The sequence below is a fragment of the Bradyrhizobium sp. 157 genome, assembly GCF_023073815.1.
GTDB lineage: Bacteria > Pseudomonadota > Alphaproteobacteria > Rhizobiales > Xanthobacteraceae > Bradyrhizobium.
In genome coordinates, this window is the sequence record NZ_JADPKF010000120.1 from 211991 (window position 1) to 233781 (window position 21791).

At 62.5% G+C, this 21791-nt stretch carries 19 protein-coding genes; 11 read left to right on the forward strand and 8 right to left on the reverse strand.

What is annotated here, in order from left to right:
* Positions 1 to 406: 406 nt before the first annotated feature.
* Complete coding sequence (locus IVA95_RS36615) at positions 407 to 736, forward strand: hypothetical protein (RefSeq protein ID WP_213284856.1); 330 nt, start codon at positions 407 to 409, stop codon at positions 734 to 736.
* 24 nt (positions 737 to 760) lie between these two features.
* On the opposite strand, the gene IVA95_RS36620 is transcribed toward IVA95_RS36615, so the two are convergent.
* From IVA95_RS36620 to IVA95_RS36630, 3 genes are all read right to left on the reverse strand, one after another.
* Positions 761 to 1558, reverse strand: coding sequence for an enoyl-CoA hydratase/isomerase family protein (locus tag IVA95_RS36620; protein WP_247514928.1), 798 nt, complete (start codon positions 1556 to 1558; stop codon positions 761 to 763).
* A gap of 35 nt (positions 1559 to 1593) precedes the next feature.
* Positions 1594 to 2793: an aminotransferase class V-fold PLP-dependent enzyme gene (locus IVA95_RS36625; protein WP_247514929.1), complete on the reverse strand. Its 1200-nt coding sequence runs from the start codon at positions 2791 to 2793 to the stop codon at positions 1594 to 1596.
* A gap of 141 nt (positions 2794 to 2934) precedes the next feature.
* The gene (locus IVA95_RS36630; RefSeq protein ID WP_247514930.1) at positions 2935 to 4137 is read right to left on the reverse strand and encodes an alanine--glyoxylate aminotransferase family protein; all 1203 of its coding nucleotides are present in this window, start codon (positions 4135 to 4137) and stop codon (positions 2935 to 2937) included.
* A gap of 132 nt (positions 4138 to 4269) precedes the next feature.
* Here IVA95_RS36630 and IVA95_RS36635 point away from each other — a divergent pair, with 132 nt between their 5' ends.
* The 3 genes from IVA95_RS36635 to IVA95_RS36645 all read left to right on the forward strand — a co-directional run bounded on the left by IVA95_RS36635 (position 4270) and on the right by IVA95_RS36645 (position 8518).
* Positions 4270 to 5019 carry a GntR family transcriptional regulator gene (locus tag IVA95_RS36635; protein ID WP_247514931.1) on the forward strand — a complete coding sequence of 250 codons (750 nt, stop codon included), beginning with the start codon at positions 4270 to 4272 and terminating at the stop codon, positions 5017 to 5019.
* A gap of 99 nt (positions 5020 to 5118) precedes the next feature.
* Positions 5119 to 8061, forward strand: coding sequence for an FAD-binding and (Fe-S)-binding domain-containing protein (locus IVA95_RS36640; RefSeq protein WP_247514932.1), 2943 nt, complete (start codon positions 5119 to 5121; stop codon positions 8059 to 8061).
* A gap of 28 nt (positions 8062 to 8089) precedes the next feature.
* A complete protein-coding gene (locus IVA95_RS36645; RefSeq protein WP_247514933.1) occupies positions 8090 to 8518 on the forward strand; it encodes a heme-binding protein in 429 nt (142 codons plus the stop codon).
* Here IVA95_RS36645 and IVA95_RS36650 read toward each other — a convergent pair whose 3' ends face one another.
* The 5 genes from IVA95_RS36650 to IVA95_RS36670 form a co-directional block, all read right to left on the reverse strand.
* Complete coding sequence (locus tag IVA95_RS36650) at positions 8519 to 9301, reverse strand: enoyl-CoA hydratase/isomerase family protein (RefSeq protein ID WP_247514934.1); 783 nt, start codon at positions 9299 to 9301, stop codon at positions 8519 to 8521. It lies immediately after the preceding gene.
* A gap of 72 nt (positions 9302 to 9373) precedes the next feature.
* Positions 9374 to 11482 carry a molybdopterin oxidoreductase family protein gene (locus IVA95_RS36655; RefSeq protein WP_247514935.1) on the reverse strand — a complete coding sequence of 703 codons (2109 nt, stop codon included), beginning with the start codon at positions 11480 to 11482 and terminating at the stop codon, positions 9374 to 9376.
* 84 nt (positions 11483 to 11566) lie between these two features.
* A complete protein-coding gene (locus IVA95_RS36660; protein ID WP_247514936.1) occupies positions 11567 to 12319 on the reverse strand; it encodes a 3-oxoacyl-ACP reductase family protein in 753 nt (250 codons plus the stop codon).
* 6 nt (positions 12320 to 12325) lie between these two features.
* Complete coding sequence (locus IVA95_RS36665) at positions 12326 to 13699, reverse strand: MmgE/PrpD family protein (protein WP_247514937.1); 1374 nt, start codon at positions 13697 to 13699, stop codon at positions 12326 to 12328.
* A gap of 5 nt (positions 13700 to 13704) precedes the next feature.
* Positions 13705 to 14769, reverse strand: coding sequence for an extracellular solute-binding protein (locus tag IVA95_RS36670; RefSeq protein ID WP_247514938.1), 1065 nt, complete (start codon positions 14767 to 14769; stop codon positions 13705 to 13707).
* A gap of 174 nt (positions 14770 to 14943) precedes the next feature.
* On the opposite strand from IVA95_RS36670, the gene IVA95_RS36675 reads away from it, so the two are divergent.
* The 7 genes from IVA95_RS36675 to IVA95_RS36705 all read left to right on the forward strand — a co-directional run bounded on the left by IVA95_RS36675 (position 14944) and on the right by IVA95_RS36705 (position 21787).
* Positions 14944 to 15915, forward strand: a complete 972-nt coding sequence (locus IVA95_RS36675; RefSeq protein WP_247514939.1) for a tripartite tricarboxylate transporter substrate binding protein — start codon at positions 14944 to 14946, stop codon at positions 15913 to 15915.
* A gap of 27 nt (positions 15916 to 15942) precedes the next feature.
* Positions 15943 to 16413 carry a (2Fe-2S)-binding protein gene (locus IVA95_RS36680; RefSeq protein ID WP_247514940.1) on the forward strand — a complete coding sequence of 157 codons (471 nt, stop codon included), beginning with the start codon at positions 15943 to 15945 and terminating at the stop codon, positions 16411 to 16413.
* A complete protein-coding gene (locus IVA95_RS36685) occupies positions 16410 to 18551 on the forward strand; it encodes a molybdopterin cofactor-binding domain-containing protein (protein ID WP_247514941.1) in 2142 nt (713 codons plus the stop codon). The genes IVA95_RS36680 and IVA95_RS36685 overlap by 4 nt, the downstream gene beginning before the upstream one ends.
* Positions 18548 to 19255, forward strand: a complete 708-nt coding sequence (locus IVA95_RS36690; RefSeq protein ID WP_247514942.1) for a substrate-binding domain-containing protein — start codon at positions 18548 to 18550, stop codon at positions 19253 to 19255. The genes IVA95_RS36685 and IVA95_RS36690 overlap by 4 nt, the downstream gene beginning before the upstream one ends.
* A gap of 121 nt (positions 19256 to 19376) precedes the next feature.
* Positions 19377 to 20120 (forward strand): GntR family transcriptional regulator, encoded by a 744-nt coding sequence (locus IVA95_RS36695; protein WP_247514943.1) that lies wholly within the window; start codon positions 19377 to 19379, stop codon positions 20118 to 20120.
* Positions 20121 to 20166: 46 nt separating this feature from the next.
* On the forward strand, positions 20167 to 21168 hold the full coding sequence (gene dctP / locus IVA95_RS36700) for a TRAP transporter substrate-binding protein DctP (RefSeq protein WP_247514944.1): 1002 nt from the start codon (positions 20167 to 20169) through the stop codon (positions 21166 to 21168).
* A gap of 97 nt (positions 21169 to 21265) precedes the next feature.
* A complete protein-coding gene (locus IVA95_RS36705) occupies positions 21266 to 21787 on the forward strand; it encodes a TRAP transporter small permease (protein WP_247514945.1) in 522 nt (173 codons plus the stop codon).
* Positions 21788 to 21791 lie beyond the last annotated feature (4 nt).

The following is a 21791-nucleotide window of genomic DNA, read 5'->3' on the forward strand; positions in this document are numbered from 1 at the left end:
TGATGACCGCCCTCGTGGGTGCGGCGCTGACCCTCGCGGGGTGCGGACGGGATCCAGGACCGAAAGGGGATACCGGCCCACAGGGACCGGCCGGGCCTCAGGGCGTACAGGGCTTGCAAGGCGTGCCCGGCCCTCAAGGGCAACAGGGTCCCCAAGGGCCACAGGGACCGCAAGGTGTGCCCGGTCCGAAAGGCGATCCCGGGCCGGCTGGCACTTCCATCAGGTCGGTTCAGGCCAGTGGCGAGGTCGGCTGCGATACAAATGAAAACCTGGTGTCGGTGTTCTGTCCGTCCGGCGGTGCCCCCGATGGCGCCAAGTGCGGCAGCGGTCCGGCCGTTGGTCTTTGTCTCAAGAAGTAGCCGCCCTGCTGTGCTACGATCCGACGAATGATGGTCGGCGAAAAAGCATGAAAGCGTTCGCGATTGGTTTTCTCCTGGCTTGTCTTGCCACCGCCGCGGACGCCGGTTCCTCAATAATCGGCGCGGGCTCTCAAACCTGCACGGCTTGGACCAACCGCAAGAAAAATGCGGTGGTCAAAGGAAGCTTTGAATCCTGGCTGGTCGGATTTATCAGCGGCCTGAACATCAGCGGCGAGCGGGACATGGTTGGTGGTGGCGACTTCGACGCGATCATCGCGTGGATGGATCAACGTTGCCTCACCACGCCCTCAGACAGAATAGGTATCGCGGCGCTCGACCTCGGTATGGAATTGGCAAAAAAGGCCGCCAAACCATAGTGGGCGGTTCTGAACGTGGATACCCTATTTGCCCTTCCAGTTCGGCGAGCGCTTGTTGAGGAACGCGTCCATTCCCTCGCGGAAATCCTCGCTCATATAGGCGCGCAGGATCAGGTCCTCGCCCTCGTCACGCGTCAATGTGCGCCGGATGCGGCGCACCGCTTCCTTGGTGACTTCGAGCGTGATCGGCGCATGGCTCGCAACGAGCTTCGCGGTCTCGTCGGCGCGGCGCTGCAACGCTGCGATATCGGGCACGATCTCATTGAGCAGCCCGAGCGCCAGCGCTTCCGGCGCTTCGACCAGCCGAGCCTTGAAGATCAAATCCTTGGTCCGCGCGGGGCCGACCAGCGAAACCAGCCTGGAAATATTGGACATCGACAGGCAATTGCCGAGCGTGCGCGCGATTGGAAAACCCATCCGCGTTGTTTCGGTACCGATGCGGATATCGCAGCACGCCGCGATTCCGGCGCCACCGCCGGTGCAGGCACCGGCGATGGCCGCGATCGTCGGCACCCGGCATGCCTCCAGCGCACCGAGCACGCGATCGATCCGCGCCTCATAGTCGAGCGCGTCCTGCGCGGTCTTGAAGGCGCGGAACTGCGAGATGTCGGTGCCCGATGCAAACGCCTTGTCGCCGGCGCCGGTCAGGATCATCGCCTTGATCGAGCGATCGTTGTTGATGGTCTCGCAGATCGCCGCCATCTGCTCGTACATGGCAAAGGTCAGCGCGTTGCGCGCCTGCGGACGGTTGAATGTCAGCCGGGCGATGCCGTCCTCGACGGAATAGATCAGGTCTTCGGTCGAAGCTACCGGAGCGTTCATCGCAACTCTCTCTATTTTGTTTCGGTCAAACAGGCTCAGGCGACGGCGGCCTTGGGCATCGCCACGACGTCCCGTCCCTTGAGCACTTCCATCGCCGCCAGCACGCCGCCGCCACGATGCGGTACCTTTGCGAGATCGAGACCCATCTCGACACCCGACAGCGTGCCCATCAGCATCAGGTCATTGAAGTGTCCGATATGGCCGATCCGGAACACCTTGCCCTTGATCTTGTTGAGGCCAGTGCCGAGCGACATGTCGAAGTTTTCCAGCACGACCTTACGGAAGTTATCGGCGTCATGCCCTTCCGGCATGACGACGCCAGTCAGCGCGGGCGAATGCGCGCCCTGCTCCTGACATTGCGTTTCCAGGCCCCATACCTTGATGGCCGCGCGCGTGGCGGCGCTGTGGCGCTTGTGGCGGGCGAAGACGTTCTCGAGGCCCTCCTCCTCAAGCATCTTGACGGCTTCGCGCAGCCCGAACAGCAGGTTCGTTGCCGGCGTGTACGGCCAGGTGCCCGCCTTGTTGATGGCGATGACCTCCTGCCAGTCCCAATAGGAACGCATCGCGGGATTGGCCTTCGCCACGGCGAGCGCCTTTTCCGAGATCGCATTGAAGCCGAGACCCGGCGGCAGCATCAGGCCCTTTTGCGATCCGGCGACCGACACGTCGATGCCCCATGCGTCGTGCTCATATTCGAGCGAGCCAAGGCCAGAGATGGTGTCGACCATCAGCAGCGCGGGATGGTTGACGCGGTCGAGAATCTTGCGAACGTCCTGCAGATGGGTGACGCAACCGGTCGAGGTTTCGTTGTGAACCACGCACACGGCCTTGATCTTGTGCGCCTTGTCGGCCGACAGTCGCGCCTCGATCTGCTCGAGGTCGGCGCCGTGGCGCCAGTCGCCGGGAATGAAATCCACGTCGAGCTTGAACTTGTCGGCGATGCCGTGCCACAGCACGGCGAACTGCCCGGTTTCCGCCATCAGCACCTTGTCGCCCGGTTGCAGCGTATTGACGAGCGCCGCTTCCCACGCGCCGGTACCTGACGAGGGGTAAATGATCACCGGCTGCTTGGTGCGAAACACCCGCTGCATGGCCGCCAGCACGGCATGACCAATCTCGGCGAACTCGGGACCCCGATGGTCCATGGTCGGCATATCCATGGCGCGCAGCACCCGGTCCGGCACGTTGGTCGGTCCCGGAATCTGCAGAAAATGCCTTCCAGTATGCAGGGTCATTGGCGTCCTTCCCGGTCTAGCCTAGGCGTTTCGAGGCGCTCGAATATCACCATTTGGCGGGCTTGTCGCCCGCCGGACGCAGCACGTCAATGCATAAGGAGCAGGCTGGAGCAGCGCCCTCGGGCAGGCGGCAGCGGCCAGCTAGCTGCCGACGACCTTGAGATGCGCCGGGGAATTGCCTTGCGGGCGCTCCTCCAGATACTTCATCGCGGCATCGACACCGCCGGCCCGGTACGGAATGCCGGCGACTGACAATCCCATCTCCACGCCCGTCAGCGCAGCGAGCAAGGTCAGTTCGTTGCATTCGCCGAGATGACCGATACGGAATACCTTGCCTGCCACCTTCGACAGTCCGGAGCCGAGCGACATATTGAAGTTGTCGAGCACCACCTTGCGGAACTGATCCGCGTCATGCCCCGGCGGCATCAGCACGGCGGTAAGCACCGGGGAAAAGTCCTTTGGCTCCTCGCAAAGCACCTCCAGTCCCCAGTGATTGACGGCGGCACGCGTAGCAGCGGCGAGCCGCTGATGGCGCGCGAAGACCTTGTCGAGCCCCTCCTCAAGCAACATCGCAATGGCCTCGCGCAGGCCGTAGAGCAGGTTGGTCGCCGGGGTATAGGGAAAGAAGCCATTCACATTCGGCTTCAGCATTTCCTCCCAATCCCAATACGACCGCGGCATTTTGTTGGTCTTGGCTGCAGCGCGGGCCTTGTCCGAGATCGCGTTGAAGCCCAAACCGGGCGGCAACATGAACCCTTTCTGCGAGCAGCTGACGCTGACGTCGACCTTCCATTCGTCGTGCCGGTACTCGACCGATCCCAGCGAGGAGATGGTGTCGACCATCAGCAAGGCCGGATGACCGACCCGGTCCATCGCGGCCCGGATTTCGCCGATCCGGCTGGTCGCACCGGTCGACGTTTCGTTGTGAACGACCATCACCGCCTTGAGCGCATGCGATGTGTCGCGCGCCAACCTTTCTTCGATGACCGCCGGATCTGCGCCACGGCGCCAGTCGCCGGGCAAGAAGTCGACGTCAATTCCCCAGCGTCCCGCCATCTGGCGCCACAGGGTCGCGAAATGGCCGGTCTCCACCATCAGAACCTTGTCGCCGGGCGACAGCGTGTTGACGATGGCGGCTTCCCAGGCCCCTGTCCCCGACGACGGGAAGATCACCACCGGTCCCGAGGTCTGGAAAATCTTCTGGCTGCCCTCCAGCACCGCCCGCCCGAGTTCGGCGAACTGGGCGCTCCGATGATCGATCACGGGCATGTCCATCGCGCGAAGAATCCTGTCCGGGACCGGGCTGGGCCCTGGAATCTGCAGAAAATGCCGTCCTTGCCGCATGACAACCTCCCAAAGCAGCCCGCCTCGATCACAGGCAAGCTATTTTGCATTCATTTTTTGCCTTTTCAATCTAATTGTGGTATTCGATCTAGATCATCGACGCCGCAGATTTCGCAAACTACCGTTATGCAAATGAAATCCACGATTCCCGAAGCCGGGGTGCCGATCACCCAGTCAGCCACCGACAATGGCGCGGACCACCAAGAGGTCTCGCTTCACGGGGAAATCCTGTTGCGGCTTCGCGATTATGTCGTCGAAGGCAACATTCCAGAGGGCGCGCGCGTTCCGGAGCGGCAGCTCTGCGAGATGCTTGGAATCTCCCGAACGCCGCTGCGCGAGGCGCTCAAGGTCCTGGCCGCGGAGGGCTTGATCGAACTCCTGCCCAACCGTGGCGCACGGGTGCGCCAGCTTAGCGAGCGGGATCTGGAGGAACTTTTCGACGTGATGGCGGGCCTGGAAAGCCTCGCCGGACGCCTTGCCTGCGAGGCCATCACGGACGAGGAAATCGCCGCGATCGAGCGGCTGCACTATGAGATGTACGGCCATTACCTCAACAGCGACATGCACGGCTATTTTCAGGTCAACCAGCGCATCCACGAGAGCATCGTTGCCGCCGCACGCAACGAGACTCTGCGCGTGGCCTACGCCAGTTTTGCCGGCCGGATCCGCCGCATCCGCTATTGCGCCAATTTTGCGCGCAAGCGGCAGCGCTGGGGCGAGGCCATGCGCGAGCATGAAGCGATCCTGGATGCGCTGCGGCGCCGCGCCGGAAGCGAGCTGAGCGACATCCTGTTCCAACATTTGCGCAACAAGCGAAGCGCAGCCATTGAACACTTGGCCGCGGCACGGAATGGCACGGCGGCGACGGCTGCGGGCAGCTAGGCTCGCCCATTATGAATTCATAATGTTATTCATCTTAGACAAAGTGCATAATCGCGTTGAGGGGTTGCAACAGCCCTCTCGGGTCACTTTGGATTTGGGATGAAAAGCGCCTCGACCCTCCAGCGACGCCTGCGGTCAAATCTGACCGGCGACGTGTTTTTCGATGCCTTCAACCGGGGCCGCTATGCCACCGATGCCTCGTTCTACCAGATCATGCCGGCGGGCGTCGTGGTGCCCCGCAGCATGGACGAGGCCCTCAGGGCGCTCGCCATTTGCCAGGACGAGGGCCGGATCGTCACCCCGCGCGGCGGCGGCACTTCGCAATGCGGCCAGACGGTCAACGAGGGAATCGTCGTCGACTTTTCGAAGCACCTGAACCGCATCCTCTCGCTAGATGTCGAGAACCGGACCTGCGTGGTCGAGCCGGGCATCGTGCTCGACGACCTCAACCGCCAGCTCAAAAAGCACGGGCTCTGGTTTCCGGTCGACGTCTCCACCGCCTCGCGCGCCACCATCGGCGGCATGGCCGGCAACAACTCCTGCGGCGGCCGTTCGCTGCGCTATGGCACCATGCGCGACAACACGTTGTCGATGGATGCGGCACTGGCCGACGGCACGCTCCTGCATTTCGGCGAGGTGCCGCGGGATCTGGCGCGGGTGAATTCGCCCCAGAGCGGGCTTGCGCTATTTCGGGACATGCTCGATCTCGGCGAGCGCGAGGCCGCCGAGATATCGGAGCGGTTTCCAAAGGTGCAGCGTCGTGTCGGCGGCTACAACCTCGATGCGCTGATGCCGCGCAATGCGCCGAATAACATGGCGCACCTCTTGGTCGGCTCCGAAGGCACGTTGGCCTTCACCACACAGGTCGAGCTGAAGCTATGGCCTGTGATCCGCAACAAGGTGCTCGGCGTCTGCCATTTCGGCAGCTTCTATGACGCGATGGACGCAACCCAGCATCTAGTGAAGCTGCGGCCAATTGCGGTGGAACTGGTTGATCGCACCATGATCGCGCTTGGCCGCGAGATCGCAATGTTCCAGCCGATCATCAGCACGGCCGTGCGCGGCGATCCCGATGCGGTGCTGGTCGTGGAATTCGCCGAGGAGGATCAAGCCGAGAACCTGCATCGCCTGAAGCAGCTTGGCGAACTGATGACCGATCTCGGTTTTGGCTGGGACAAGCCGCAGCGCAAATGGGGCGGTGTGGTCGAAATCACCGAGCCAAGCTTGCAGACCGGCATCGCCGATTTCCGCGCCGCCGGCCTCAACGTGATGATGTCGATGAAGCAGGAGGGCAAGCCGGTCTCCTTCGTCGAGGATTGCGCCGTGCCACTGCCGCACCTCGCCGACTACACCGAGCGGCTCAATGCCATCTTCGCCAAGCACGGCACGCGCGGCACCATGTATGCGCATGCGTCTGAAGGCTGCCTGCACGTGCGGCCCGTCCTCAATTTGAAGCTTGAGAAGGATGTCAAGGCGATGCGCGCCATCGCCGAAGAGACATTCGAGATGGTGCGCGAGTACAAGGGCTCACATTCCGGCGAGCATGGCGACGGCCTGGTTCGCTCCGAATTTCACGAAGCGATGTTTGGCTCGCGCATTGTTGCCGATTTCAGGAAGGTCAAGCAGCGCTTCGACCCGGACAATTTGCTCAATCCCGGCAAGATCGTCGATCCGCCGAAGATGGACGATCGCTCGCTGTTTCGCTATCGGCCGGACTATCGCGTCGCCGAACTAAAGACCGCGCTCGACTGGTCGGCTTATCCCGGCGCCGGCGGCGGCTTTCAGGGTGCGATCGAGATGTGCAACAACAACGGCGCCTGCCGGAAGCTCGAGGGCGGTGTGATGTGCCCGTCCTACCGCGCGACCCGAAATGAGAAGGACGTCACGCGTGGCCGCGCCAATACGCTGCGGCTGGCTATCTCGGGACAGTTGGGTCCTGACGCGCTGGCTTCAGATGAAATGATGGAGACGCTGAAACTCTGCGTGTCCTGCAAGGCCTGCCGGCATGAGTGTCCGACCGGCGTCGACATGGCCAAGATGAAGATCGAGGTGCTGGCCGCACGCGCGGCTAGGCACGGCCTGTCGCTACGCGACCGGCTGGTTGGCTATCTGCCGCATTATGCGGATCTCGCCTCCCGCTTTGCCCCGCTGGCCAACTGGCGCAACAGCAGTCCGCTATTGCGCGCCCTGTTCGAGAAGTTTGCCGGCATCAGCGCGAAGCGCGCCCTGCCCGCATTCCGCCGCGATACTTTCCGCCCCGGTGCCAAAACCTTCGGTCCGGCAGATGGCCGCGAGGTCGTGCTGTTCGCCGACACGTTTAATCGCGCTTACGAGCGGGAAAATCTCGACGCCGCGCTGCGCGTTCTGGTCGAAGCCGGATACCGCGTCCACCTGCCGAGGCCGATGGATCACGCCCGGCCGCTGTGCTGCGGACGGACTTTCCTTTCGGCGGGTCTGGTCGATCAGGCGCGCAACGAATTGAACCGGCTGGTCGCCACCTATGCGCCGTTCGCCGCGCGGAGTGTGCCAATTGTTGGACTGGAGCCGAGCTGCCTCCTGACGCTGCGCGACGAATTGCTCTCGCTACGCTCGGATGATGACGCCAAGAGCGTCAGCACGCACGCACTGCTGTTCGAGGAGTTTTTGGTTCGCGAGGCAGAGGCCGGCCGGCTGAAGCTGCCGCTTGGCGCCATGCCGGCAAAAGCGTTGGTTCATGGCCACTGCCATCAAAAATCATTCGGCGCGTTCAAACCGGTCGAGAAGGCACTTCGCCTCATTCCCGATCTTAGCGTCGAAATCATCGATTCGAGCTGCTGTGGCATGGCCGGCGCCTTCGGTTACGGCGCCGACACCTATCAGGCGTCGATGGAAATGGCCGAACTTTCGCTGCTACCGGCGGTGCGCCGCGCCGATACCGCCACGCTGATCGTTGCCGACGGCACCTCATGCCGACATCAGATCAAGGATGGCACGAACCGTGCACCGCTTCATGTCGCCCGTCTGCTTGCGATGAGCCTCGACAGCGCGCAATCCAACCGTTAATCCCGCCTAATCGCAAAGGAATTCATTTATGGCCGAACTCACCCTCGACGTCGCCCGCAAGATTCTCGATGCTGCGCTTGCCAAAGGCGTCGAGAAGAAACTGAAGCCGCTGGTGATCACCATTCTGGACGCGCGGGGCTGCGTGAAGGTCACGGCGGCGCAGGACGGCACCAGCCTGATGCGGGCCGAGATTGCGCACGGCAAGGCCTACGGCGCGCTCGCGATGGGCATGGGATCGCGGGCGTTGTTTCAGCGCGCGCAGGAGCAGGCCTACTTTGTGAACGCGGTGAACGCACTGGCGCAAGGCCGCCTCGTGCCGGTGCCCGGCGGCGTGCTGATCCAGGGTGATGGCGGCCTACTCGGCGCCGTCGGTGTCAGCGGCGACACCTCTGATAACGACGAGATCTGCGCCGTCGCAGGCATCGAGGCTGCCGGACTGAAGGCCAGCGTGGGCTGATTACCGTCCTGGCCAGGAAGGCTTGCGCTTTTCGCTGAACGCCTTGAGGCCTTCCTTGGCGTCTTCCGTCATCGCCAATAGCGCAATCTGGCTTTCGGTATAGGCGATGCTCTCGTCGAACGACATCGAGGCAATCGCCCGCATCGCATATTTGCCGCGACGGATCGCAGTCGGCGACTTGTCGACTATGCGGCTGACCAGCCATTCGACCTTGGCGTCGAGCTCGGCAGCCGGCACCACGTAGTTCAGGAGCCCGGCGGCCTGCGCCGTGTGTGCGTCGAACGGCTCGCCGGTCAGCGCCCATTCGCTGACCAGCCGCTTCGGCGCAATCGACTGCAGCAGGCTCAGCACCTGCATCGGGAACACGCCGACCTTCACCTCGGGCAGCCCGAAGACTACATGATCGGCGGCAACCGCCATGTCGGTCATGCACAATAAGCCCATGCCGCCCGCCATGCAGACGCCCCCCACCCGCGCGATCGCGGGCTTGGTGGCGTTTTGCGACAGCCGCAGCAGATCGGCGTAATCGACATTCGGTCGCGAATAATCCATCGCGAAGGCAGCGCCGCTGTTCTGCAGATCGGCGCCGGCGCAAAACGCCTTGTCGCCCGCCCCGGTCAGCACGATGACGCGGACGTCCTTGTCGTCATGCGCGTCACGATAGCCGCGGGCGATGCCGGCGACCACATCGGCATTGATGGCGTTGCGCTTATCCGGGCGGTTGATGGTGATCCAGTACGCCTGCCCGCGCTTTTCGCAGATTACGCTTTTGTGGTCGGTCATTGTCCCGCTCGCCTTTTCGTCAAGTGCTGGCAACGCATTTGCGGCCGGATGACGGTGGACTGCAAGAGCGATCTAACTCTTGCGCCCACTGGCTGAGGTCGCCTTCTGCACCCAGACCTTGTTGTCATGAAACGCTGCGCCGCCGACCGGCGCGACCGTTTCGGCACCGGTCAGCATGTTGATGCCGTGACCACCGATATGGGCCTTGTTGGGATGAATGGATTCCGCGACCAACACGCCACGGCGCAGGCCGTCGAATAGCCGCGCGGTCAACGTCGTTTCGCCGCGCGTGTTACCGAGCGTGACGGCATCGCCATCTGCAATCCCGAGTGACGCCGCGTCCTCGGGATGAATCATGACGGTCGGACTGCCCTCGCGCGCGATCGACGACGGGGTTTCGTTGAAGCTGGTATTAAGAAAGCTGCGCGACGGACTGGTGGCGAGCCGGAACGGATGCGCCTCATCCGCCTCCTCGATGACCATCCAGTGGTCCGGCAGCGGTGGCATCTGCTCCCACGGACCCAGGCCGGGCTTACCGGACGGAGGATTCGCCCAATCGGCCTTGAAGTGGAATTTCTTGTCGGCGTGGGCAAACCCGTCGAGGTAGTGCGAGGTGCGAAAATCCGGCTGGATGTCGCGCCACAGATCCGCCTCCAGCGTCTCGATATCGCCGTGGCCGCTCTTCTTCAGCGTCGTGTCGATCAGCTCGCGCGGCGACATCTCAAAGCCTGGATGCACGGCATTGAGGCGGCGGCCGAGGCCCTGCAGTACTTCGTGGTTGGAACGGCACTCGCCGGGCGGATCGATCAGCTTTGGTCCGATCGAGATGTGCTGGTGGCCGCCGCCGTAATAGAGATCGTCATGCTCCATGAACATGGTGGCTGGAAGCACGATGTCGGCCATGACCGCCGTCTCAGTCATGAACTGCTCATGCACCGCGACGAACAGGTCCTCGCGCGCAAATCCCCGGCGCACCAGCGCCTGTTCGGGGGCGACCGTCACCGGATTGGTGTTCTGGATCAACATTGCCTTCACCGGACCAGCGCCCTTCAGGGCGTCGGTATCGCCAGTCAGGATGCGCCCGATCTGGGACTGATCGAGCCAGCGGATCGAAGGATCGATCGCGTCGTGACCCTCGATGATCGATTCGTTGAACTGCCAGATCGAGGCATTGTTGAAGAATGCGCCGCCACCTTCATACTGCCATGCACCGGTCACTGCCGGGATGCACAACGCCGCATGCATCTGCGTTGCACCGTTGCGGCTGCGCGTAAAGCCATAGCCGAGGCGAAAGAACGTACGCTTGGTCTGGCCGACCAGGCGCGCGAACGCCTCGATCTCCTCGACCGGGACGCCCGAGATCTTCGAAGCCCATTCCGGCGTGCGGGTCGTCAGATGCGTCTCGAGTTCGTCCGGGCAGTCGGTATAACGATCCATATAGGCGCGGTCCGCGTAACCTTCGCGGAACAGCACGTGCATAACGCCGCAGGCGAAGGCGCCGTCGGTCCCCGGCCGGAGCAATATCTTGATGTCGGCCTGCTTCATCGTGTCGTTGTTGTAGACGTCGATCGCGGCGATTTTGGCGCCGCGCTCCTTGCGGGCGCGCGAGGCATGCGTCATCACATTGACCTGGGTGTTCACCGGATTGGTGCCCCAGATCACGACGAGATCGGAGACTCCCATCTCGCGCGGATCGACGCCGGCGATCTTGCCGGTGCCGATGGCGAAGCCGACGCGGGCGATGTTGGCGCAGATCGTCGAGTAGTAGCGCGAATATTTTTTAACATGCGCCAGGCGATTGATGCCGTCGCGCATGACGAGCCCCATGGTGCCGGCATAGTAATAGGGCCAGACGGATTCAGCGCCGAATTCGCGTTCGGCCTGATCGAAGCGCGCAGCGATTTCGTCCAACGCCTCATCCCAGGAAATCCGCGCAAACTGGCCGGAGCCTTTCGGTCCGGTGCGGCGCATCGGGTAGAGCAGCCGGTCGGGATGATGAATGCGCTCGGCGTAGCGCGCCACCTTGGCGCAGACCACGCCCGCCGTATAGGTCTGCTGCTTGGAGCCGCGGACCCGGCCGATCGAGCGCCCGTCGATTACCTCGATATCGAGCGCACAGGCCGACGGACAATCGTGCGGACAGGTGGAGTGGCGGATGTCGACCTTGGCATGCTGGTTCATGCGTTTCTACGTAACATCAAACGCCGCGATCGCCGAGAGGGTTTGTCCGGCAGTACGTCTGCAAAAACAGCCTTTAGCCATGCATCAGGCGCCCAAATAAGCACCGCCATTGGCGTGGATCGCCTGTCCGTTGATATAGCGCGCACCGGGCCCGCACAGGAAACGCACAGTTGCGGCGACGTCTTCCGGCAAGCCTCGATTGCCGCTGATGGTCTGATGGGTCAAGTGATGCGCCGGCTCCGGCTTATCCTTCGGCCGCGGCGTGCCGATCAGCCCGGGGACCACGCAGTTTACCGTGATGCCGTCGTCGGCCAAGTCGTGCGCCAGCGCGCGGGTCAAGCCGATGATGCCAGCCTTCGCCGTCACCACATGCGCGCGATTTTTTGCCCCCGTGTGCGCACTGAGGCCGCCGATATTGACGATGGTTCCCGCACCGGACTTCCGCAGCGCCGGCAGGCAGGCCTTTACACAGTGGAACGCCCCATCGAGGGTCACGTCGAGGATTTCGCGCCACGCCGCATAATCCATCTCGGCGAACGATTTTTCGCGCCGCAGCGCCGCGTTGTTGACGAGGATATCGATGCGCCCGAATTGCCTCACGGCAGCATCGGCCATGGCTTGTACCGCGCCGGCGTCGGCGACGTCGCCAATATGAACCAGGGCCTTGCCGCCGGCAGCCTCGATCTCATGGGCGACTGCCTCCGCCTCGGCGCGGTTGCGGCGCGCATTCACCACAATGGACGCACCGCCCTCCGCCAGCGTCAGCGCGATCGCGCGGCCGATATTGCGGCCGGCGCCGGTGACAATGGCGACTTTCCCGGCGAGTTCTTTGGTCATGAGCCGCTACCCGCGCAATGAGGAAAGATCGATGCGGCCATTATACAGCCCTGCCATCAGTTTCAACGCCGCTTCACTTTGCATGGCGCTCCAGCCGCCATGATCGACGTTGAGCAGAAACTTCTCGGTCACGTCCTGCCGCGTCAGCGGCTCCTGCGCACCGCCGCGCAGATACGGCTGCCGCTCTTCCACCACGCTGCCATCTCTGAGTGTGACGCGGATGTGGCCGGTGTAGTTGTTCGGATAGGGATTGTCAGGGTCGATCACGAATTTCACTCTGGCGGCGAGCGCCAGCACGCGCGGATCGCGGATCGCGTTTTCGGTGAACGCACCGAGCCCGACGCTGCCATGCACGAAGCCGGTGGCCAGCAGATAAGGCACTGCGAACTTTGCGGCATAGCCGTTGCGCGGACGCTGCTTGTCGGCCAGCGGCTCCCACAGCCGGTGCACCGTTCCCTCCGCTACTTCGCAGACGATCTCGGCGACATCCTCCGGCTTTACGCCGCGCGCGGCGAGACGACGCGCACAGTCGATATAGGGCTGCGCTATCGTTCCGCACGGATAAGGCTTGAACGCCAGCGTGTCCGTCACCCAGCGCGCGCCGAAATCGCCGGTCAGCGCGGCATAGTCGCCATCGGTGGTGTGCGCGAAGCCATGGAATAGGCCATGCACGCCCTCGAACACCGTTCGCGGACCGACGAACCCTCCCCGCGCCAACAGCGCCGCGCGGATGCCTGATTGCGCCGCCCATCCGGCATGCAGCCGCTTGGTCCAGGCGCCTTCGGCGAGATATTCGATGATGCCGCCGGCCATGCTGCCGGCGACGCCGAGCGCATCGACGATCTGCCTGGCGTTGAAGCCAAGCGCTGCACCGACGCCGGCGGCCGCACCGATCGCGCCGAAGACCGCAGTCGGGTGAAAGCCCGCCTTATGAACGGCCTTGGGCACGACGAGACTCAACCGACACAGCACTTCGGTGCCGACCGCAATCCCGATCAGCGCCATGCGGCTATCCGGGTTGTGCCGCTCACAGGCGGCGAGCACTGCCGGGACGATCACGGCGCCGGCATGCACCGGACCACCCTCGAAAGTATCATCGAAATCCTCGCCGTGGGCGGCAGTGCCGTTGACGAAGGCAGCACCCGCTGCATTCAGCGTACGCTTGTGGCCGATCGCCGTGCAGGGACCGTCATCGTCGCAACCGGCCAGCGCACTTCCGACGTAATCCTCGTTCCGCGCCGTCACGCATAGGCCAACCACGTCGATCAGCAGGTCCTCGCATTTGTGCGCGGTCGCCTCCGGTAATGCGCCCGCTCGCACTGAAACGATCTTTTCCGCAAGCGTTTCGGCGACCGAAATCCTGGGCAGTCCGGAGGGCATAGCGGTCAAACGCGGAAGATTTTTGTATAGCGCGCCTTGATGGCCTCGCTCTCCTTCTCCACTGCCGCCGCGTCGTCCTTCATGGTCTTGATGTCCTTGAGCGGCGTGCGTCCCGCTTTCTCGACGGTTTGAGAATGCACCGAGCGGAGACCGCCGACATCGACGATGAGCTGCTGGGCCTCCCGGCTGAGACCGAACTGTTGAAACAGCCTTGCCGCGTTGGGGTTGGGTGCATCCTTGAAGACACCGTTCGGTCCGATAATCAGCGGCGACCCTTCCGTGGCGTATACCGGCTCGACCGGGCGGCCTGCCTCCCTCATCTGGAAGATGTTGTATTCGTTACCGTCGGCCATCACCGCGCGCTCGCCGAGATCGAGTTTTTTCGGCGGATCGGCCGACGACTGCACCTGCATGATGTTCTGCCTGGCGAGCTTCTCGAAAAAGCTCCAGCCGAGATCGCGCTGCATCTGGTAGGTCGCGGTCATGATGGTGCCGCTATAGCCCGGGTGCGCCTTGACGATCTTGCCCTTCCACTTGGGATCGAGCAGATCGGCAAAACTCTTCGGCGCGTCCTCCGCTTTCACCAGATTTGTGTTGTAGGCAATGATGCTGAGCCAGACGCGGAAGCTGGCAAACTGGCCGTCCGGATCCTTGTGCTCGGCCGGATAGAATTTTGCGACGTCTTCCGGCACGTAAGGCGCCAGAACGCCGTCACGCTTCCAGACGATGAAATGCGCGGCGTCGGATGAATTCACGATGTCGACGGCGTGGATATTGCTGGAATATTCCTGGCCGATACGCTGGAACAAGCGCTCCGCGCCGGTGCGCTCGACACGTACCGCAATGCCCGGATATTTCGCCTCGAACGCCTTCGCCAGCTTCTCCGCGACTGGCAAGTCGGTCGAGGTGTAATAGATGACCTTGCCTTCCTTCTTCGCCGCCTCGATCAGCGCGGGCGTGACCGCTTCCGGCGGAGGCGCAGCCGCCATGACGCGCGTGGAAAATGCTGCGCCTGCGAGAACGGCGCCGGCCCCCTGGAGCACATTGCGTCGCGAGATCGAGTTCTTCATTGGGCGCTCCCAATTGTCTTTTCGAGCCTTCTCATTGGGCTCGCACCAGCTCAGTCCGATACACCCAAGATTATCTTTTATTCCAAGGGCGCGCAGCCAGTCTTTCGTCGACAGGCCGTTCCGATTGCAGCTAAGCTTGGGGCAAGAAACAAAACAAGCGTCAGGGGATGGGAAATGACGGGTCCAAGGATTGCATTGGCTCTGGCTGCAACTCTGCTCGCAACATCGCTGACTGGTGCACAGGCGCAGGAATATCCCTCGCGGCCGGTAAAGGTGATTGTTCCGTTCGGCGCCGGAGGGCCTGCCGACGTCACTGCCCGGCAGATCGGAAGCATCTTGCAGGAAAGCTTTGGCCAGCCCTTCGTGATCGAAAACCGCACCGGCGCCGGCGGCGTGATCGGCACGCAGGAAGCCGTCAAGTCGCCGCCGGACGGCTATACGCTGCTGATGATGTCGAACACCCAAACGGCGAATGAATCGCTGGTGCCGCAGCGCAAATACGAACTGATGCGCGATCTCGCGCCAATCGCGCCGGTGAACTACTCCGACCTCGTCATCGTGGTTCACCCTTCCGTGCAGGCGAAGACGCTGCAGGAATTCATCGCGCTCGCCAAATCGCAGCCCGGCAAACTGAACTACGCTTCCTCCGGCCAAGGCACGCCGTACCATATGGCAGGCGAGCTGTTCAAAGCCATGGCCGGCATCGACCTCGTCCATGTGCCCTATCGCAACAGCGGCGAGGCGCGCAGCGGCGTGATCGGCGGCCAGGTTCAGATGATGATCGACGCGGTCCCGACGATGGCCCCGAACGTGGCGGAAAACCAGGTGCGCGCGCTGGCTACGACCGGCAAGGCACGCTCGACCGTTCTGCCCAACGCGCCGACAGTGATCGAGGCCGGCATTCCTGGCTACGAGGCCACGATCTGGCTCGGCTTGATGGCGCCGGCAGGTACGCCAAAGCCGATCATCGACAAACTCAATGCGGCCGTGAACGACATTGTGAAGCGACCTGACATCATAAAATTATGGATGCAGCAGGGCGTCGTCCCTATCTCCATGACTGCAGCCGAATTCGACAAATTCCTCCGCGAGGATATCGTAAAATGGGCGGAGGTGGTCAAGAAGTTCGACAAGCCGCCGCAATAAGATGCCACCAGAGAAGGCCTGCCCTCGATGCCAAGCGTTCGATTTCGCCTCAATGGCGTCGAGCTTGAAATTGACGCCGATCCCGACCGCTCACTGCTGGATATCCTGCGCGGGCAGCTCGGTATGACCGGACCGCATTTCGGCTGCGGCGCCGGCGAATGCGGCGCCTGCAACGTTATTATCGGCGATCGCGCGATGTCAGCCTGCGATACGCCGCTCTGGTCGGTGACCGATAAAGATGTCACGACGATCGAAGGGCTGGGAACGAGCGAGCGGCCGCATCCGCTGCAGCGCGCCTTCATCGCCGAGCAGGCCCTGCAATGCGGCTATTGTGTTTCCGGCATCCTCATGAGTGCGGCGGCGCTGTTGAAGCGAAATCCGTCGCCGACAAGCCGGGAGGTGAAGGAAGCGCTCGACCGCAATCTCTGCCGCTGCGGTTCGCATAATCGCATGGTGCGGGCGGTGCTGCGCGCGGCGGAAGAAATGGCAGCAGGATGAACCAGCCCGCGCCCGCTCCCTCCTCGCCCGCATTGCCGGTAAGCCTTGCCGCGAATCCGAAATTATCGTCGTGGCTGAAGTTCTCGAGCAGCGGACAGGTGACGGTCTCGCCAGGCAAGGTGGAGATCGGCCAAGGCATCGTGACGGCGCTGGCGCAGATCGCCGCGGATGAGCTCGATGTCGATCTATCTCGCGTGCAGATGATCCGGGCGTCGACCGCCGCCAGTCCCAACGAGGGCGTCACATCGGGGAGCCTTTCCATCCAGCAATCGGGCCGTGCGTTGCGTTATGCCTGCGCCGAGATTCGCCAGATATTTCTTCAGCAGGCAGCCGAACGGTTGGGCGTCGTTATTGAGACCCTCCATATCGAGGACGGCATCATTTCGGGCCCAGGCAATGTCAGGACCAGCTATTGGGAACTTGCCGACGAGGTCTCGCTCGATCGCGACGCTACGCCCAGCGGAACGCCCAAGATCGCAACGAGCCGGACGCTGGCCGGCCATTCGGTCCAAAGGATCGACATTCCGGATAAGGTTCTTGGCCGACCCCGATTCATCCACGACCACGCGTTGGCGGGAATGCTGCACGGACGCGTGCTGCGTCCGGAGCATGCGCGAGCGAAACTCAGGGAGTTGAGCGAGGATGGCGCCCGTGCGGTGGCCGGTCTCGTTGCCATTGTACGGAACGGCAGTTTTGCAGGAGTCGTCAGCGAGACCGAGCATGGTGCGGAGACAGCCCTCAATGCGTTGCGCAAGGGCGCGACCTGGTCCGATGGCGAGCTGCTGCCAGACGAAAACGATCTCGCAAGCTTCCTCAAAGCGCAACCGTCCGAATCCACCGTTATCGGCAAGAAAACTGCCGCCGCACCCGGCGCGGTGGCGCGGACCATCCGGCGGCAATATACCCGCCCTTATGTTGCGCATGCATCGATCGCGCCGTCCTGCGCGATCGCGCAGTGGGCCGGCGACCACGTCCATGTTTGGACGCACAGTCAGGGCGTCTATCTCCTGCGTGCCGATCTGGCGCTGGTTCTCAATCTCCCGGTCGAGAACATCACCGTTGAGCATCTGGAAGGCGCGGGCTGCTACGGCCATAACGCCGCCGATGATGTTGCGCTGGACGCCGTGCTGCTCGCCAAATCCGCCGGCGGCCGGCCGGTGCGGGTGCAGTGGTCGCGCCACGGCGAAATGTCGGATGCGCCGTTCGGCGCAGCGATGGCGATCGAGATCGAGGCCGATCTGGATGCGCGGGGTGAAATTATCGACTGGCGACATTCCATCTGGAGCAACGGGCATGCGGCGCGGCCGGGGCGCGCGGCTCAGCCCGCCTTGCTGGCAGCGTTCGAACTGGAGAACCCGTTTCCACGCATGGTCTCGACCAACCCGCCGCAGGCCAACGGCGGGGGTGGCGATCGCAACTCGATCCCGCTCTATGATTTTCCTTCGTGGCACATCGAAAGCCACCGCCTGACAACCATGCCGATACGCACCTCCGCGCTGCGCACGCTTGGTGGGCAGGGCAATGTGTTCGCGATCGAATCCATCCTCGATGAAATCGCAGCCGAGCGCGGCGAGGATCCGGTCGCGTTCCGGCTGCGCCATTTGCGGGATAAGCGGGCCAAGGACGTCATCCGCGCCGCGGCCACGCGCGCGGGGTGGAAGCCCGAGAAACAGCCCGGCATTGGGCACGGCATAGGCTTTGGCCGCTACAAGAACACCGGCGCCTATTGCGCCGCGATCGCCGAGATCGAGAGCGCCGAGGAGATCAGCGTCAGGAAGCTGACGCTGGCGGTCGATGTCGGCGAGGCGATCAATCCCGACGGCGTTATCAACCAGATCGAGGGCGGCGCGATTCAAGCCACAAGCTGGGTATTAAAAGAGCGCGTGCGCTTTGACCGAGAACGCATCACCAGCACGAGCTGGACGGAATATCCGATCCTGCGCTTCAGCGAAGTGCCCGATGTCGAGGTGGAGATCATCCAGCGGCCTGATATGGATCCAGTCGGTGCAGGCGAGGCTGCCCACGGCCCAGTTACCGCGGCTATTGCGAATGCAGTGTTCGATGCGCTGGGCGTGCGGGTGAGAGATTTGCCTATCACGCGTGACAGGATCATCGCTGCGATGGAATTGAGCTCATGAGCAACCTGAATATCCTGAGCGGCGGTGCGGCACAGGGTCTGGTCGGAAGCCTGACGCCGGCCTTCAAGGCCCGCACCGGATTCGATATCGCAGGCGAATTCGGCGCGGTCGGCGTCATAGCCGACAAATTGCGCAAGGGCATACGGGCTGACATCGTTATCTTGACGGCGGCACTCCTCGCCAAACTGGCGCAGGAGAAGCTGGTTGTTGCCACGTCGATAGCCGATATCGGCCTGGTCGAAACCGCCCTCGCCGTTCGCGCCGGCGATCCCCAGGCCATAGCCAAGGATGCCGTCAGCTTGCGCGAGGTTTTGTTGGCTTCCGATGCGATCTTCGTGCCGGACACCAAAGCCTCGACAGCCGGAATTCACGTTGCAAATGTCCTTCAGCAGCTCGGCATCGCTGATGAGGTCGCTGCCCGACTCAGGATTTTCCCGAATGGCGCGACAGCGATGCGCGAACTGGCAGCGTCCAAGGCGCGACGACCGATCGGGTGCACGCAATCGACCGAGATCATCAGCACCAAAGGCGTAACCTTGTCAGGCTCGCTGCCAGCGGGCTGCGAGCTTGCAACTATGTACACTGCGGGCATTACGACTGCCGCCGCCCATCCGCAACAAGCCCAGCATTTGATCGACTTGTTGATCGGTGCCGGACAGCGTGAACAGCGGACACGCGCCGGCTTCATTGGTGGCCCGAATTAGCGCCGCTGACCAACCTTCAGATGGACGCATCCGGCCGCACACGGCACCAAACACGGCGCGGACGGATTTTTAATTTGTCAAAGCCAGTTCATATACTAATATATCAATTGAGAAAGCAGCCATGCCCGCCCGCGCGTCGAAAAAGACGGATCCGAAGGTTCGCCGAATTGCCGCCGGCACGCGCCGCAGCGGCAGGCCGCGCGCGGCAACAGCAGCGTCCCGGATCTATTCCGATCTTCGGTCCGAACTGGTGTCGCTGCAGCGCCGCCCCGGCGAAGCGGTCTCGGAGGCGCAGATCGCACTCTCCTATGGGGTGAGCCGCACTCCCGTGCGCGAGGCCATTCTCAAACTATCGGATGAAGGCCTGCTGGAGATCTATCCGCAGTCCGGCATCTTCGTCTCACGCATTCCGGTCGCAGCACTCCCCGAGGCCATCATCATCCGCAAGGCGCTGGAGGAGACTACCGCCAGGCTCGCGGCGGAACGTGCGACGTCGAGCCAGATACTGGCATTGCGGTCGGTCCTGGAGCGACAGCGCGAGGCCAGCGCGGCCGGAGACAGCGAGACGTTTCATCAGGCCGATGAAACGTTTCATGCTACAGTCGCCGATGTCGCCGGCTATCCCGGAATCTGGAAATATATCCAGCAGGTGAAGGTTCACGTCGATCGCTATCGTCGGCTAACCCTGCCCCAGCGAGGGAGAATCGCAAAGGTCATCGTCGAACACGAGGCGATCCTGACCGCGATCGAAGCGCACGACGCAGAAGGGGCAAGGCGGGCAATGGAAATCCACCTCGAAAGCCTTCTCGAGAACATCTCGGCTACTCAACATATCAATCCGGAGTACTTCGACCAACGACCTTAGAGTTCGAAAAGTCCACGAACGATAAACAAACATCAGGAGGAACAACATGAAACGCCGCGACTTCATCAAGTTGAGCGCAGGGCTCGGGGCTACCATTGCGACCGCGACGCCGCTTTCATCGGCACTTGCCCAAACGAAAATGGTGCTGAAAGCATCGGACGTTCATCCGCTGGGCTATCCGACGGTCGAAGCCGTGGTCCGGATGGGCAAGAAGCTGGAAGCCGCCACCAATGGCCGGCTGACAATCCAGATGTTCCCGTCGATGCAGCTCGGTGGCGAAAAGGAAATGATCGAGCAGGCCCAACTCGGCGCGCTGCAGATCGCCCGTATTTCGGTCGGCGCCGTCGGCCCCGTCGTGGACGACGTCAACGTTTTCAACATGCCGTTCGTCTTCCGCAACTCCAAGCACATGGAGAAAGTGATCGACGGCGAGATCGGCGACGAATTGCTGGCGAAGATTTCCGCGAACGAAAAGACCGGCCTGATCGCGCTGTGCTGGATGAACGCCGGCTCGCGCAACGTCTATAACAACAAGCGGCCGATCCGGACCATGGCCGACCTCAAGGGCCTCAAGGTCCGCATGATGGGCAATCCGCTGTTCGTCGACACCATGAATGCGCTGGGCGGCAACGGCGTTGCGTTGGGCTTCGATCAGGTTTTCAGCTCGATGCAGACAGGCGTGGTAGACGGCGCGGAGAACAATCCGCCATCGTTCATTGCGCAGAACCATTATCAGGTGGCCAAGTACTTCACGATGACCGAGCACCTGATTATCCCGGAGCTTTTGGTCTTCTCGCGCATCTCCTGGCAGAAGCTTTCGCCCGAAGATCAAGCGCTGATCAAGAAATTTGCGAAAGAAGCACAGCAAGAGCAGCGCGTGCTCTGGTATGAAGCGGAGAATGCCGCCATCGAAAAAATGAAAGCGGCCGGCACTGAAATTATCACCGATATCGACAAGAAGCCGTTCCAGGATGCCGTCAAGCCGGTCTGGGACAAGTACGGTGCGAAGTACGCCGCGATGGTCAAGCGTATCGAAGCGGTCCAATAGGTACGGCTCGCGAGCGGAGGGTGGCCGGTGGCGTCCGTTGCGGCCACCCTCCGAGCTACAGAGGCGATTTGAGACGCCGCTACTCTCCGAGGTCAAAATGTCCAATTCTGCGGCCGGAATTTTCCGGCGTCTGAACGATGCGGTTTACTGGACCGGCGCCGGGGTCGCGTGCGTGGCGCTCGTGCTGGTCTCGGCGGTGATTCCGTGGGCCGTCTACACCCGCTACGTGCTCAACAGCGCCTCGTCATGGCCAGAGCCGATGGCCGTGCTGCTCACCGTCGGCATCACCTTCATCGGCTCGGCCAACTGCTACCGCCAGCGCATCCACATGAACATGACTGTGGGTACCGACCTGCTGCCGCCACTGCTGCGCCGCGTCTCGCTGTTCCTCAGCGAAATATTGATGGGGGTGATTGCAATCTTCATGGTCGTTTGGGGACTGCGGCTGGTTCGGACCACCTGGGATAATTCGGTGGATGAGTTTCCCTGGCTCTCGGTCGGCATCACCTATCTTCCGATCGTGGTCAGCGGCGCCATGATGCTCCTGTTCGTCATTGAACGCCTGACAATTGGCCCTCCGCCGCGCGACGGCGCTGACGCCCACGTACCGGTCGAGTAATTGC